This window comes from Streptomyces sp. NPDC005799, assembly GCF_040630525.1.
Lineage (GTDB): Bacteria > Actinomycetota > Actinomycetes > Streptomycetales > Streptomycetaceae > Streptomyces > Streptomyces griseorubiginosus_B.
Genome location: NZ_JBEXXQ010000034.1, coordinates 80,451 through 95,429, shown reverse-complemented (window position 1 = coordinate 95,429; position 14,979 = coordinate 80,451). Strand labels below are relative to the sequence as shown.

The following is a 14,979-nucleotide window of genomic DNA, read 5'->3' as shown; positions in this document are numbered from 1 at the left end:
GACAGATGAGCAAGATCCTGATCCGTGGCGCGAAGGTGCTCGGCGGCGAGGCGCAGGACGTCCTGATCGACGGCGCCGTCATCGAGGCGGTCGGCAGCGGGCTGTCGGCCGAGGGGGCGGAGGTCGTCGAGGCCGACGGCAAGGTGCTGCTGCCCGGCCTCGTCGACCTGCACACGCATCTGCGCGAGCCGGGACGCGAGGACTCCGAGACCGTGCTGACCGGTACGCGCGCGGCCGCGAGCGGCGGCTACACGGCCGTCTTCGCCATGGCCAACACCTTCCCGGTCGCCGACACCGCCGGTGTCGTCGAGCAGGTCTACCGGCTCGGCCGGGAGCACGGCTACTGCGACGTACAGCCCATCGGCGCCGTCACCGTCGGCCTGGAGGGCAGGAAGCTCGCCGAGCTGGGCGCCATGCACGAGTCGGCCGCCGGGGTCACCGTCTTCTCCGACGACGGCAAGTGCGTCGACGACGCAGTTATCATGCGGCGCGCCCTGGAGTACGTGAAGGCCTTCGGCGGGGTCGTCGCCCAGCACGCGCAGGAGCCGCGGCTGACCGAGGGCGCCCAGATGAACGAGGGGATCGTCTCCGCCGAGCTGGGGCTCGGGGGCTGGCCGGCGGTGGCCGAGGAATCGGTCATCGCCCGGGATGTCCTGCTCGCCGAGCACGTCGGCTCCCGCGTGCACATCTGCCACCTGTCGACCGCGGGCTCGGTCGAGATCGTCCGCTGGGCCAAGTCCCGCGGCATCGACGTCACCGCCGAGGTCACCCCGCACCACCTGCTCCTCACGGACGAGCTGGTGCGCACCTACAACCCGGTCTACAAGGTCAACCCGCCGCTGCGCACCGAGCGCGACGTGCTGGCCCTGCGCGAGGCGCTGGCCGACGGCACGATCGACATCGTCGCCACCGACCACGCCCCGCACCCGCACGAGGACAAGGACTGCGAGTGGGCCGCGGCCGCCATGGGGATGGTGGGCCTGGAGACCGCGTTGTCAGTGGTGCAGGAGACCATGGTGGAGACGGGCCTGCTGGACTGGGCCGGGGTCGCCGAGCGCATGTCCTTCAAGCCCGCGCGGATCGGGCGGGCGCAGGGACACGGGCGTCCCGTCTCGGCTGGTGAGCCCGCCAACCTCACGCTCGTCGACACGGCATACCGTGGGTCGGTGGACCCCGCGGGCTTCGCCTCGCGCAGCCGGAACACCCCGTACGAGGGGCGTGAGCTGCCGGGCCGTGTGACGCACACGTGGCTCCGGGGCAAGGCCACGCTCGTCGACGGGAAACTCACGTGACACCAGTAACCCTGCTCGCCGCCTCACTCGCCGCCGAGAAGAAGTCGGCCGAGGTCACCGACTGGGCCGCGCGGGTCGGCTGGCTGGTCGGCCTCGCCCTCTTCGTCGCACTCGTCTACTGGCTCATGCGCGAGGGCTGGAAATGGCGCGGCACGCTCCAGGGGGACATCCCCGAACTGCCCGCGTCGCCGGAGGAGCCCGGCGAGGCCAGACTGACGATGAGCGGCCGCTACCACGGCTCCACGACCGCCGGTGAGTGGCTCGACCGCATCGTGGCGCACGGCCTCGGCACCCGCAGCCGGGTCGAGCTCACCCTGACGGACGCGGGACTGGACGTCGTGCGCCCCGGCGCGACCGACTTCTTCGTCCCGCTGGCGCAGCTGCGCGAGGCCCGGCTCGACAAGGGCATCGCCGGCAAGGTGCTGACCGAGGGCGGCCTGCTCGTGGTGACGTGGGCGCACGGCGAGAGGCTGATCGACTCCGGGTTCCGCTCGGACCACGCGGCCGAGCACACCGAGTGGGTCGACACCCTGAACCAGATGATCAACAAGACGGAAGGCGCACGATGACAACCTCCACCAGGGGAGCCACCCGGGTTCCCGCCGTACTCGTCCTGGAGGACGGCCGGACCTTCCGCGGCCGCGCCTACGGGGCCGTGGGGGTGACCTTCGGCGAGGCGGTCTTCTCGACCGGCATGACCGGCTACCAGGAGACCCTCACCGACCCGTCGTACGACCGCCAGATCGTCGTCGCGACCGCCCCGCAGATCGGCAACACCGGCTGGAACGACGAGGACGACGAGTCCAAGCGGATCTGGGTCTCCGGCTACGTCGTGCGCGACCCCGCGCGCGTGCCGTCCAACTGGCGCGCCAAGCGCTCCCTGGACGACGAACTTCTCGCGCAGGGCATCGTGGGCATCAGCGGCATCGACACCCGTGCCCTCACCCGCCATCTGCGCGAGCGCGGCTCCATGCGCGCCGGGATCTTCAGCGGCGACGCCATCGCCGCCGAGGACGAGCTCCTCGCGCGCGTGCAGGCCCAGCCTCAGATGAAGGGTGCCTCGCTGTACGAGGAGGTCGCCACCCAGGAGGCCTACGTCGTCCCGGCGGTCGGCGAGAAGAAGTTCACCGTCGCCGCGATCGACCTCGGCATCAAGGGCATGACCCCGCACCGCATGGCCGAGCGCGGCATCGAGGTGCACGTCCTGCCCGCCACGGCCACCGCCGACGAGGTCTACGCCGTCAACCCCGACGGGGTGTTCTTCTCCAACGGCCCCGGCGACCCGGCCACCGCCGACGGGCCGGTCGAGCTGATGACCGCCGTCCTGGAGCGCAGGACGCCGCTGTTCGGCATCTGCTTCGGCAACCAGATCCTGGGCCGCGCCCTCGGCTTCGGCACCTACAAGCTGAAGTACGGCCACCGCGGCATCAACCAGCCCGTGCAGGACCGTACGACCGGCAAGGTCGAGGTCACCGCGCACAACCACGGCTTCGCCGTGGACGCGCCGCTCGACAAGGTCACCGAGACGAGGTTCGGACGCGTCGAGGTCTCCCACGTGTGCCTGAACGACAACGTGGTCGAGGGCCTCCAGCTGCTCGACCAGCCTGCCTTCAGCGTCCAGTACCACCCCGAAGCGGCCGCCGGCCCGCACGACGCCGCCTACCTGTTCGACCGCTTCACGTCTTTGATGAGCACAGTCCTGATGGAGGGCCAGCGTGCCTAAGCGCACCGATATCCAGTCCGTCCTGGTCATCGGCTCCGGCCCGATCGTCATCGGCCAGGCCGCCGAGTTCGACTACTCCGGCACCCAGGCGTGCCGTGTCCTGCGGTCCGAGGGCCTGCGGGTCGTCCTGGTGAACTCCAACCCTGCGACGATCATGACCGATCCGGAGATCGCCGACGCCACCTACGTCGAACCGATCACCCCGGAGTTCGTGGAGAAGATCATCGCCAAGGAGCGGCCCGACGCCCTCCTGCCCACGCTGGGCGGCCAGACGGCCCTCAATACGGCCATCTCGCTGGATGAGAACGGCGTCCTGGCCAAGTACGGCGTCGAGCTGATCGGCGCCAACGTCGAGGCGATCCACAAGGGCGAGGACCGTGACCAGTTCAAGCTGGTCGTCGAGGCCGTCCGCCAGAAGATCGGGCACGGCGAGTCCGCCCGCTCGGTCATCTGCCACTCCATGGAGGACGTGCTCGCGGGCGTCGACACCCTCGGCGGCTACCCGGTGGTCGTCCGCCCGTCCTTCACCATGGGCGGCGCCGGCTCCGGCTTCGCGCACGACGAGGAGGAGCTGCGCCGCATCGCCGGCCAGGGCCTCACCCTCTCGCCGACCACCGAGGTGCTCCTGGAGGAGTCCATCCTCGGCTGGAAGGAGTACGAGCTGGAGCTGATGCGCGACAAGCACGACAACGTCGTGGTCGTCTGCTCCATCGAGAACTTCGACCCCATGGGCGTGCACACCGGCGACTCCATCACCGTCGCGCCCGCGATGACGCTCACCGACCGCGAGTACCAGATCCTGCGGGACATCGGCATCGCCGTGATCCGCGAGGTCGGCGTCGACACCGGCGGCTGCAACATCCAGTTCGCGGTGAACCCCGAGGACGGCCGCGTGATCGTCATCGAGATGAACCCGCGCGTGTCGCGTTCCTCGGCCCTCGCCTCCAAGGCGACCGGCTTCCCGATCGCCAAGATCGCCGCCAAGCTCGCCGTCGGCTACACCCTCGACGAGATCCCGAACGACATCACCCAGGAGACCCCGGCCTCCTTCGAGCCCACGCTCGACTACGTGGTCGTCAAGGCCCCGCGGTTCGCCTTCGAGAAGTTCCCGCAGGCCGACTCCACGCTGACCACCACCATGAAGTCGGTCGGCGAGGCCATGGCCATCGGCCGCAACTTCACCGAGGCCTTCCAGAAGGCGCTGCGCTCGCTGGAGAAGAAGGGCAGCCAGTTCACCTTCGTCGGCGAGCCCGGCGACAAGGGACAGCTGCTGCAGGCGGGGGTCCGCCCGACCGACGGCCGGATCAACACCGTCATGCAGGCCATCCGCGCGGGTGCCACGCCCGAGGAGGTCTTCGAGTACACGAAGATCGACCCCTGGTTCGTCGACCAGCTCTTCCTGATCAAGGAGATCGCCGACGAGCTGGCCGAGGCCGTGGAGCTCACGCCCGACCTGCTGGCCGAGGCCAAGCGGCACGGTTTCTCCGACCAGCAGATCGGCGAGATCCGGGGCCTGCGCGAGGACGTCGTGCGCGAGGTGCGGCACGCGCTGCGCATCCGCCCGGTCTACAAGACGGTCGACACCTGCGCCGCCGAGTTCGCGGCGAAGACGCCGTACTTCTACTCCTCCTACGACGAGGAGACGGAGGTCGCGCCGCGCGAGAAGCCGGCCGTGATCATCCTGGGCTCCGGTCCGAACCGCATCGGCCAGGGCATCGAGTTCGACTACTCCTGCGTCCACGCCTCCTTCGCGCTGAGCGACGCCGGGTACGAGACCGTGATGGTCAACTGCAACCCGGAGACCGTCTCCACGGACTACGACACCTCCGACCGCCTGTACTTCGAGCCGCTGACGCTCGAGGACGTGCTGGAGATCGTCCACGCCGAGCAGCAGGCCGGCCCGGTGGCCGGTGTCGTCGTCCAGCTGGGCGGCCAGACCCCCCTCGGCCTCTCGCAGGCCCTCAAGGACAACGGCGTGCCGATCGTCGGCACGTCCCCGGAGGCGATCCACGCCGCCGAGGACCGCGGCGCCTTCGGGCGCGTGCTCGCCGAGGCGGGCCTGCCTGCCCCCAAGCACGGCACCGCCACCACCTTCGCCGAGGCCAAGGCCATCGCCGACGAGATCGGCTACCCGGTCCTCGTGCGGCCGTCGTACGTCCTCGGCGGGCGCGGCATGGAGATCGTCTACGACGAGACCCGGCTCGCGACCTACATCGCCGAGTCGACCGAGATCAGCCCTTCCCGGCCGGTCCTCGTCGACCGCTTCCTCGACGACGCCATCGAGATCGACGTCGACGCGCTGTACGACGGCGAGGAGCTCTACCTCGGCGGCGTCATGGAGCACATCGAGGAGGCCGGCATCCACTCCGGCGACTCGGCCTGCGCGCTGCCGCCGATCACGCTGGGCGGCTTCGACATCAAGCGGCTGCGGGCCTCGACGCAGGCCATCGCCCGCGGGGTCGGCGTGCGCGGCCTGATCAACATCCAGTTCGCGCTGGCCGGCGACATCCTGTACGTCCTGGAGGCCAACCCGCGGGCGTCGCGTACGGTCCCCTTCACCTCCAAGGCGACCGCGGTGCCGCTCGCCAAGGCCGCCGCCCGAATCTCCCTGGGCGCGACCGTCGCCGAGCTGCGGGCGGAGGGTCTGCTCCCCGCCTCCGGCGACGGCGGCGAGCTCCCGCTGGACGCGCCCATCTCCGTCAAGGAGGCGGTCATGCCCTGGTCGCGCTTCCGTGACATCCAGGGACGCGGCGTGGACACCGTCCTCGGCCCGGAGATGCGCTCCACCGGCGAGGTCATGGGCATCGATTCGGTCTTCGGCACGGCGTACGCCAAGTCGCAGGCCGGCGCCTACGGCCCGCTGCCCACCAAGGGCCGCGCGTTCATCTCGGTCGCCAACCGCGACAAGCGCTCGATGATCTTCCCGGCGCGCGAGCTGGTGGCGCACGGCTTCGAGCTGCTCGCCACCTCCGGCACGGCCGAGGTCCTCAAGCGCAACGGCATCAAGGCCACGGTCGTGCGCAAGCAGTTCGAGGGCACCGGGCCGAACGGTGAGAAGACCATCGTCCAGCTCATCCACGACGGCGAGGTCGACCTCATCGTCAACACCCCGTACGGCACCGGCGGCCGCCTCGACGGCTACGAGATCCGTACGGCGGCCGTGGCGCGGTCGGTCCCGTGCCTGACGACGGTCCAGGCGCTCGCCGCCGCCGTCCAGGGCATCGACGCCCTCAACCACGGTGACGTGGGCGTCCGTTCGCTCCAGGAACACGCGGAGCACCTGACCGCGGCCCGCGACTAGCAGCCGACGAGGGGGACACCGGAAACGGTGTCCCCCTCCGCATGAGGACCCATTCGAGGACACGTCTGAGATGTACAAGCTTTTCTTCCGTCTGGTTTTCACACGGATGGACCCGGAGCGGGCCCATTACCTGGCCTTCCGCTGGATCCGCCTCGCCGTCCGCATTCCCGTGCTGCGCACCTTCGTCGCCGCCCTGGCCCCCCGCCACAAGGAGCTGCGCACCGAGGCCTTCGGGCTGCGCATGCACGGCCCCTTCGGGCTCGCCGCCGGCTTCGACAAGAACGCCGTCGCCGTGGACGGCATGTCGATGCTCGGCTTCGACCATGTCGAGATCGGCACGGTGACGGGGGAGGCCCAGCCGGGCAACCCCGGAAAGCGGCTGTTCCGGCTCGTGAAGGACCGGGCGCTCATCAACCGCATGGGCTTCAACAACGAGGGCTCGCTGGCCGTGGCGGCCCGTCTGGCGGCCCGTGAGCCGGTCTTCAGGACCGTCGTGGGCGTCAACATCGGCAAGACCAAGGTCGTCCCGGAGGCGGAGGCGGCCGGCGACTACGTGAAGTCGACCGAGCGGCTGGCGCCGTACGCCGACTACCTGGTCGTGAACGTCTCGTCGCCGAACACGCCCGGCCTGCGCAACCTGCAGGCCACCGAGGCGCTGCGGCCCCTGCTGAGCGCCGTCCGCGAGGCCGCGGACCGGGTGGTGCGCAGCCGTCGGGTACCGCTCCTGGTGAAGATCGCCCCGGACCTGGCGGACGAGGACGTCGACGCCGTCGCCGACCTGGCCGTCGAGCTCGGCTTGGACGGGATCATCGCCACCAACACCACCATCGCGCGCGAGGGCCTCGGTCTGACATCCGACCCCACCCTCGTGAAGGAGACCGGCGGCCTGTCCGGCGCCCCCCTGAAGGCGCGCTCCCTGGAGGTGCTGCGCCGCCTCTACGCGCGCGTGGGCGACCGCGTCACCCTGGTGGGCGTCGGCGGCATCGAGAACGCCGAGGACGCCTGGCAGCGCATCCTCGCCGGGGCCACCCTCGTGCAGGGCTACAGCGCGTTCGTCTACCAGGGGCCCTTCTGGAGCCGGGCCGTCCACAAGGGACTCGCCGCGCGCCTGCGCACGAGCCCCTACGCCACCCTCGCCGACGCGGTCGGCGCCGACGTGAGGAAGACGGTATGACCTCGTACGAGCCCTTCGGTGCCCGGCTGCGCCACGCCATGGACGAGCGCGGGCCCCTGTGCGTCGGCATCGACCCGCACGCCTCCCTGCTCACCGAGTGGGGCCTCAACGACGACGTGGCGGGTCTGGAGCGGTTCAGCCGCACCGTCGTGGAGGCGCTGGCCGACCGGGTCGCCGTCGTCAAGCCGCAGAGCGCGTTCTTCGAGCGCTTCGGGTCCCAGGGCGTCGCCGTACTGGAGAGGACCGTGGAGGAGGCCCGGGCGGCCGGCGCACTCGTCCTGATGGACGCCAAGCGCGGCGACATCGGCTCCACCATGGCCGCGTACGCCGAGGCCTTCCTGCGCAAGGACTCCCCGCTGTTCTCGGACGCGCTGACCGTCTCGCCGTACCTCGGCTACGGCTCGCTCTCGCCGGCGATCGCCCTCGCGCGCGAGAGCGGCTCGGGGCTTTTCGTGCTCGCCCTGACCTCCAACCCGGAGGGCGGCGAGGTGCAGCACGCGGTCCGGGCGGACGGCCGGAACGTCGGAGCGACGATGCTGGGCCACCTGGCGGCCGAGAACACCGGGGAGGAGCCCCTGGGGTCCTTCGGAGCGGTCGTCGGCGCCACGCTGGGCGACCTGTCGTCGTACGACCTGGCGATCAACGGCCCCCTCCTCGCGCCCGGCGTCGGCGCGCAGGGCGCGACAGCCGCCGATCTTCCCGGTGTGTTCGGGGCGGCCGTCCGCAACGTCGTCCCGAACGTCAGCCGGGGTGTGCTGCGGCACGGTCCGGACGTCGCCGCTCTGCGTTCCGTCTCGGACCGCTTCGCGGACGAGATCCGGACCGCTGTGACGGCCTCCTGACCACCGTCAGGGGTGTTCGAGCCGCTCGATCGAGTCCTCCGATGAGTGGTTCGAGGCCCGCTTGAGTCTGAATACATCCTCAAATCCGGGGCATTATGTCCTAAATGTCCGGCCTGGCGGAGGCTGACCAGGACTTTTCCGCTGTTCTCGCTGACTCTGGCGGAGTTGGCCGCTAGTCTCCGACGAGAGTCACCGGGCGAGCGTGTTGCTCGTGGCTCCCCAGGTGTGGGGCGACTAGGTTCCTCACCGGTCCGTATCCGACAGTTCGACATCCGAGGTGACGTAGGCGTGGCTCTTCCGCCCCTTACCCCTGAACAGCGCGCAGCCGCGCTCGAAAAGGCCGCCGCGGCTCGCCGGGAGCGGGCCGAGGTCAAGAATCGACTCAAGCACTCCGGCGCCTCCCTGCACGAGGTCATCAAGCAGGGCCAGGAGAACGACGTCATCGGCAAGATGAAGGTCTCCGCGCTGCTCGAGTCACTGCCGGGCGTGGGCAAGGTCCGCGCCAAGCAGATCATGGAGCGACTCGGCATCTCCGAGAGCCGCCGCGTGCGCGGTCTCGGTTCCAACCAGATCGCTTCCCTGGAGCGTGAGTTCGGCAGCACCGGCTCCTGAGGTCCGCAACCTCCGGACCGGGAGTCCCGGGCACTCCGGGATTGCTGGAATAATCGCTGCATGAGTGAACGTCCGCGGCTGACCGTGCTCTCCGGCCCCTCCGGGGTCGGCAAGAGCACGGTCGTCGCCCATATGCGCAAGGAACACCCCGAGGTCTGGCTCTCGGTGTCGGCGACGACCCGCAGGCCCCGCCCGGGCGAGAGGCACGGAGTCCACTACTTCTTCGTCACCGACGAGGAGATGGACAAGCTGATCGCCAACGGTGAGCTGCTGGAGTGGGCGGAGTTCGCCGGCAACCGCTACGGCACGCCGCGTGCGGCCGTGCTGGAGCGCCTGGAGGCGGGCGAGCCCGTCCTGCTGGAGATCGACCTCCAGGGGGCCCGGCAGGTCCGCGAGTCGATGGCCGACGCCCAGCTGGTGTTCCTGGCTCCTCCCTCCTGGGAGGAGCTCGTACGCAGGCTCACGGGACGTGGCACCGAGCCGCCCGAGGTGATCGAGCGTCGCCTCGACGCGGCGAAGGTCGAACTGGCGGCCGAGCCGGAGTTCGACATGACCTTGGTCAACACCTCCGTCGAGGACGTGGCGCGCGAGCTGCTAGCCTTGATGGATGTCGTGTGATCGTGCCTGACCGTTCAGGTGTGATCGTCCGCACTGATTCTTTCCCATCCATCGGAAGGTAGAGCGTGTCCTCTTCCATCTCCGCGCCCGAGGGCATCATCAACCCGCCGATCGACGAGCTCCTCGAGGCCACCGACTCGAAGTACAGCCTCGTGATCTACGCGGCCAAGCGTGCCCGCCAGATCAACGCGTACTACTCGCAGCTCGGCGAGGGCCTCCTCGAGTACGTCGGTCCGCTCGTCGACACCCACGTGCACGAGAAGCCGCTCTCGATCGCCCTGCGCGAGATCAACGCGGGTCTGCTGACGTCCGAGGCCGTCGAGGGCCCCGCGCAGTAGTACTTTCACATTGCAGTTGGCTTTTCCACAGGCCCGGCAGCGCGACTGTCGGGCCTGTGGTGTGTGATGGACCCGTACGTTGCCGAGCCGGGGAGAGACGGTGGACAAGCCCAAGGTCGTGCTGGGGGTCAGCGGTGGCATCGCCGCCTACAAGGCGTGTGAGCTGCTGCGCAGGTTCACCGAGTCGGGCCACGACGTCCGCGTCGTCCCCACCGCCTCCGCGCTGCACTTCGTCGGCGCCGCCACATGGTCCGCCCTCTCCGGCAACCCCGTCTTCACCGAGGTCTGGGACGACGTCCACGAGGTCCCGCACGTCCGTATCGGACAGCAAGCCGACCTGGTCGTCGTCGCCCCCGCGACCGCGGACACGCTGGCCAGGGCCGCTCACGGCCTGGCGGACGACCTGCTCACCAACACGCTCCTGACCGCCCGCTGCCCGGTCGTGTTCGCACCCGCGATGCACACCGAGATGTGGGAGCACCCGGCCACCCAGGAGAACGTGGCCACGCTGCGCCGACGGGGCGCCGTCGTCATCGAGCCCGCCGTCGGTCGTCTCACCGGTGTCGACACCGGCAAGGGCCGGCTCCCCGACCCCGCCGAGATCTTCGAGGTCTGCCGCCGTGTCCTCGCCCGGGGCGTGACGGAGCCCGACCTCGCCGGCCGGCACGTCGTCGTCAGCGCCGGCGGCACCCGCGAGCCGCTCGACCCCGTGCGCTTCCTCGGCAACCGCTCCTCCGGCAAGCAGGGCTACGCCCTCGCCCGCACCGCCGCCGCCCGCGGTGCCCGGGTCACCCTGATCGCCGCCAACACCGGCCTGCCCGACCCGGCGGGCGTCGACGTCGTCCAGGTGGGCACCGCCGTACAGCTGCGCGAGGCGGTGCTGAAGGCCGCGGCGGAGGCCGACGCGGTCGTCATGGCCGCCGCGGTCGCCGACTTCCGGCCGGAGACCTATGCGACCGGGAAGATCAAGAAGAAGGACGACCGCGACCCCGATCCCATCGTCCTCGTACGGAATCCGGATGTTCTCGCGGAGATCTCCGCCGACCGCGCCCGGCCCGGACAGCTCGTCGTCGGCTTCGCCGCCGAGACCGACGACGTCCTCGCCAACGGGCGGGCCAAGCTGGCGCGCAAGGGCTGCGACCTGCTGGTCGTCAACGAGGTGGGGGAACGCAAGACCTTCGGCTCCGAGGAGAACGAGGCGGTGGTGCTGGGGGCCGACGGCAGCGAGACGCCCGTACCCCACGGCCCGAAGGAGCATCTGGCCGAAATCGTCTGGGACCTGGTGGCGGAGCGCCTCACGTGAATGTTTCATTCGCTTCTCGGTCCCCTCAAACCTCTGCCACACGGGCGTGGCGACCCTGGTCAAGGCGCCGGTGCATTGGGCAGAATGCCCGTGCCGCAGGTCACGGCCCTCCCGAGAGGCGAGACAGGGAGGCCCTTGGCCGAGTACGACCGATAAACTGTTCTCGGACGGAGCCGGGCGCAGCCCCCGAGCCCGTCCGCCCATGATCAGCCAGCAGCCGCTGCAACCCCAGGGAGCGTTGTGTCCCGTCGCCTGTTCACCTCGGAGTCCGTGACCGAGGGTCACCCCGACAAGATCGCTGACCAGATCAGCGACACCATTCTCGACGCGCTGCTCAAGGAGGACCCGACCTCCCGGGTCGCCGTCGAGACGCTGATCACCACCGGCCTGGTGCACGTGGCCGGCGAGGTCACCACCAAGACCTACGCGGACATCGCGAACCTCGTCCGCAGCAAGATCCTCGAGATCGGTTACGACTCCTCCAAGAAGGGCTTCGACGGCGCCTCCTGCGGTGTCTCGGTGTCGATCGGCGCGCAGTCGCCGGACATCGCCCAGGGCGTCGACACGGCGTACGAGTCCCGGGTCGAGGGCGACGAGGACGAGCTGGACCGTCAGGGCGCCGGTGACCAGGGCCTGATGTTCGGGTACGCGTCCGACGAGACGCCCACCCTGATGCCGCTGCCGATCTTCCTGGCGCACCGGCTGGCCAAGCGCCTGTCCGAGGTCCGCAAGAACGGAACCATCCCCTACCTGCGCCCCGACGGCAAGACGCAGGTCACCATCGAGTACGACGGCGACAAGGCCGTCCGCCTCGACACGGTGGTCGTCTCCTCCCAGCACGCGAGCGACATCGACCTGGACTCCCTGCTCGCTCCCGACGTCCGCGAGTTCGTCGTGGAGCCGGAGCTGAAGGCGCTGCTGGACGAGGGCATCAAGCTCGACACGGAGAACTACCGTCTCCTGGTCAACCCGACCGGCCGCTTCGAGATCGGCGGCCCGATGGGCGACGCGGGTCTGACCGGCCGGAAGATCATCATCGACACGTACGGCGGCTTCGCCCGGCACGGCGGCGGCGCCTTCTCCGGCAAGGACCCGTCCAAGGTGGACCGCTCGGCGGCGTACGCGATGCGCTGGGTGGCCAAGAACGTCGTCGCCGCGGGTCTCGCCTCGCGCTGCGAGGTGCAGGTGGCGTACGCGATCGGCAAGGCCGAGCCGGTGGGTCTGTTCGTGGAGACCTTCGGCACCGCCAAGATCGACCACGAGAAGATCGAGAAGGCCATCGACGAGGTCTTCGACCTGCGTCCGGCCGCGATCATCCGCGACCTCGACCTGCTGCGTCCGATCTACTCCCAGACGGCCGCCTACGGCCACTTCGGCCGTGAGCTCCCGGACTTCACCTGGGAGAAGACCGACCGCGTGGACGCCCTGCGCAAGGCGGCGGGCCTGTAGGCCCCACCGCATGGCACGAGGCCCGGTTCCCTTCGGGGGGCCGGGCCTCGTCGTGTCCACGTGTCAGTGCCGTTTGGTAAGAATGCAAGGGTGAGCAGCGAGAACGGGCGGTCGGGCGGCGGGGCGGAAGGCGCTTCGGCCGAGCAGCTTGCGCTCATCCGGGAGACCGTGCGCAAGGCGGACGTGCCCCGGGCCAAGCCACGGACGTGGCGGGGGGCCGCGTTGGCCGAGGAGCTGCCGGTCGCGCGGGTGCTGGTGGACAAGGGGGTGCTGCATCTCGACCGGTACTTCGACTACGCCGTGCCCGAGGAGCTGGACGCGGACGCGCAGCCCGGGGTGCGGGTGCGGGTGCGGTTCGGGGCCGGGCGGCACCGGGTGCGGGAGGGGCGGCGCGAGGGCGGCGGGCTGATCGACGGGTTTCTCGTCGAGCGGCTGGCCGAGTCCGACTACTCCGGACCGCTGGCCGCGCTGGCCCAGGTCGTGTCGCCCGAGCGGGTGCTGAGCGAGGAGTTGCTCGGGCTCGCGCGGGCCGTCGCCGATCGCTATGCGGGCAGCCTCGCCGATGTGCTCCAGCTCGCCGTGCCGCCGCGCAGCGCGCGGGCCGAGCAGCGGCCCTCGCCGGAGCCGTTGCCGCCGCCGGGGAGGCCGGAGGCGGGGACCTGGGCACGGTACGAGCGGGGCACCGCGTTTCTGGAGGCGCTGGCGTCGGGCGGGGCGCCGCGCGCCGTGTGGAACGCGCTGCCCGGGCCCGAGTGGAGCGAGGAGATCGCCCGGGCCGTGGCGGCCACGCTGGCCTCCGGGCGCGGGGCGCTGGTCGTGCTGCCGGACGGGCGGGCGGTCGCTCGGGTCGACGCGGCGCTGACGTCCCTGCTGGGGGAGGGGCGGCATGCCGTGCTCACCGCCGACGCCGGGCCCGAGAAACGGTACCGGGAGTGGCTGGCCGTGCGCCGGGGAGCCGTGAGGGCCGTCGTGGGGACGCGTGCGGCCATGTTCGCGCCCGTCCAGGACCTGGGACTCGTCGCCATCTGGGACGACGGGGACGACAGCCACAGCGAGCTGCACGCACCGCAGCCGCATGCCCGTGAAGTGCTGCTGCTGCGGGCGGCCCAGGACAAGTGCGCCTTCCTGCTGGGCGGTTGGAGCTGCACCGTGGAGGCCGCGCAGCTCGTCGAGAGCGGCTGGGCGCGGCCGCTCGTCGCCTCGCGGGAGCAGGTCAGGGCGGCCGCGCCGCTGGTACGGACCGTGGGGGACGGGGATCTCGCACGCGACGAGGCGGCCCGTGCGGCCCGGTTGCCCACCCTCGCCTGGCAGGTCGTCAGGGACGGCCTGCGGCAGGGCCCGGTGCTCGTGCAGGTGCCCCGGCGGGGGTACGTGCCGCGGATGGCGTGCGCCAACTGCCGGGCGCCCGCCCGCTGCCGGCACTGCTCGGGACCGTTGGAGGGGCAGGACGGCGGATCGCTGCGGTGCGGGTGGTGCGGGCGCGAGGAGAGCGGCTGGCACTGCCCGGAGTGCGGCGGCTTCCGGCTGCGGGCCCAGGTCGTGGGGGCCCGGCGGACGGCCGAGGAGCTGGGGCGCGCATTCCCCGCCGTACCCGTGCGGACCTCGGGGCGTGAGCATGTACTGGACACCGTGCCGGGCGCGCCCGCGCTGGTGGTGAGCACACCCGGCGCCGAGCCCGTCGCCGAGGGCGGATACGCGGCGGCGCTGCTCCTGGACGGCTGGGCCATGCTGGGGCGGCCCGACCTGCGGGCCGGCGAGGACGCGCTGCGGCGCTGGATCGCGGCTGCCGCGCTGGTCCGGCCGCAGGGTGCCGGGGGTACGGTCGTCGCGGTCGCCGAGCCGACCCTGAGGCCCGTGCAGGCGCTGGTGCGGTGGGACCCCGTCGGTCTCGCGGTGCGGGAGCTCGGCGAGCGGGCCGAGCTGGGCTTCCCGCCGGTGTCGCGGATGGCCGCCGTCTCCGGGGCGCCGGAAGCCGTCGCGGAGTTCCTGCGCACGGTGGAACTGCCGGGCGAGGCCCAGGTGCTGGGCCCGGTCCCGATCCTGGTCACGACGTCCGGGCGCCCCCGACGGCCCGGCGCGCCGCCACCCGGGGAGCACTGGGAGCGGGCACTGGTACGGGTACCACCGGGAAGCGGCGCCGCGCTCGCCTCGGCGCTGAAGGCCGCCCAGGCGGCGCGGATGGCCCGGGGGGCCGGTGAGCCGCTGGTCCGGGTACGGATCGATCCACCGGACATCGGCTGAGCGGCCTGGGGGCACGGGTGACCGCTGGTGGTTGGGCGGGGCCGGTGCCTGGGGGCACGGGTGACCGCTGGTGGTTGGGCGGGGCC

At 71.2% G+C, this 14,979-nt stretch carries 12 protein-coding genes; all 12 read left to right on the top strand.

From position 1 onward, the window contains the following. Window positions 1-5: 5 nt before the first annotated feature. Complete coding sequence (locus tag ABZ453_RS30160; protein ID WP_359019692.1) at window positions 6-1,292, top strand: dihydroorotase; 1,287 nt, start codon at window positions 6-8, stop codon at window positions 1,290-1,292. Further along, on the top strand, window positions 1,289-1,861 hold the full coding sequence (locus ABZ453_RS30155; RefSeq protein WP_359019690.1) for a hypothetical protein: 573 nt from the start codon (window positions 1,289-1,291) through the stop codon (window positions 1,859-1,861). The genes ABZ453_RS30160 and ABZ453_RS30155 overlap by 4 nt, the downstream gene beginning before the upstream one ends. Continuing rightward, window positions 1,858-3,015 (top strand): glutamine-hydrolyzing carbamoyl-phosphate synthase small subunit, encoded by a 1,158-nt coding sequence (gene carA / locus ABZ453_RS30150; RefSeq protein WP_359019688.1) that lies wholly within the window; start codon window positions 1,858-1,860, stop codon window positions 3,013-3,015. The genes ABZ453_RS30155 and carA overlap by 4 nt, the downstream gene beginning before the upstream one ends. Beyond that, window positions 3,008-6,316, top strand: a complete 3,309-nt coding sequence (gene carB / locus ABZ453_RS30145) for a carbamoyl-phosphate synthase large subunit (protein ID WP_359019686.1) — start codon at window positions 3,008-3,010, stop codon at window positions 6,314-6,316. The genes carA and carB overlap by 8 nt, the downstream gene beginning before the upstream one ends. A 70-nt stretch (window positions 6,317-6,386) precedes the next feature. Next, window positions 6,387-7,490, top strand: coding sequence for a quinone-dependent dihydroorotate dehydrogenase (locus tag ABZ453_RS30140; RefSeq protein ID WP_359019683.1), 1,104 nt, complete (start codon window positions 6,387-6,389; stop codon window positions 7,488-7,490). Then, entirely contained in the window at window positions 7,487-8,332 is an 846-nt protein-coding gene (gene pyrF, locus ABZ453_RS30135) for an orotidine-5'-phosphate decarboxylase (protein ID WP_359019681.1), read from the top strand. Before ABZ453_RS30140 ends, pyrF begins: the two co-directional genes overlap by 4 nt. 288 nt (window positions 8,333-8,620) lie before the next feature. Further along, window positions 8,621-8,944 (top strand): integration host factor, encoded by a 324-nt coding sequence (locus tag ABZ453_RS30130; RefSeq protein WP_003977346.1) that lies wholly within the window; start codon window positions 8,621-8,623, stop codon window positions 8,942-8,944. 60 nt (window positions 8,945-9,004) lie between these two features. Further along, complete coding sequence (gmk, locus tag ABZ453_RS30125; protein ID WP_359019679.1) at window positions 9,005-9,562, top strand: guanylate kinase; 558 nt, start codon at window positions 9,005-9,007, stop codon at window positions 9,560-9,562. A gap of 65 nt (window positions 9,563-9,627) precedes the next feature. Further along, the gene (gene rpoZ / locus ABZ453_RS30120; RefSeq protein ID WP_003988945.1) at window positions 9,628-9,900 is read left to right on the top strand and encodes a DNA-directed RNA polymerase subunit omega; all 273 of its coding nucleotides are present in this window, start codon (window positions 9,628-9,630) and stop codon (window positions 9,898-9,900) included. Between the two features lie 100 nt (window positions 9,901-10,000). Continuing rightward, complete coding sequence (coaBC, locus tag ABZ453_RS30115; protein WP_359019676.1) at window positions 10,001-11,203, top strand: bifunctional phosphopantothenoylcysteine decarboxylase/phosphopantothenate--cysteine ligase CoaBC; 1,203 nt, start codon at window positions 10,001-10,003, stop codon at window positions 11,201-11,203. 240 nt (window positions 11,204-11,443) lie between these two features. After that, window positions 11,444-12,652, top strand: coding sequence for a methionine adenosyltransferase (gene metK, locus ABZ453_RS30110; protein WP_359019674.1), 1,209 nt, complete (start codon window positions 11,444-11,446; stop codon window positions 12,650-12,652). A gap of 90 nt (window positions 12,653-12,742) precedes the next feature. Beyond that, a complete protein-coding gene (locus ABZ453_RS30105) occupies window positions 12,743-14,893 on the top strand; it encodes a primosomal protein N' (RefSeq protein WP_359019672.1) in 2,151 nt (716 codons plus the stop codon). Window positions 14,894-14,979 lie beyond the last annotated feature (86 nt).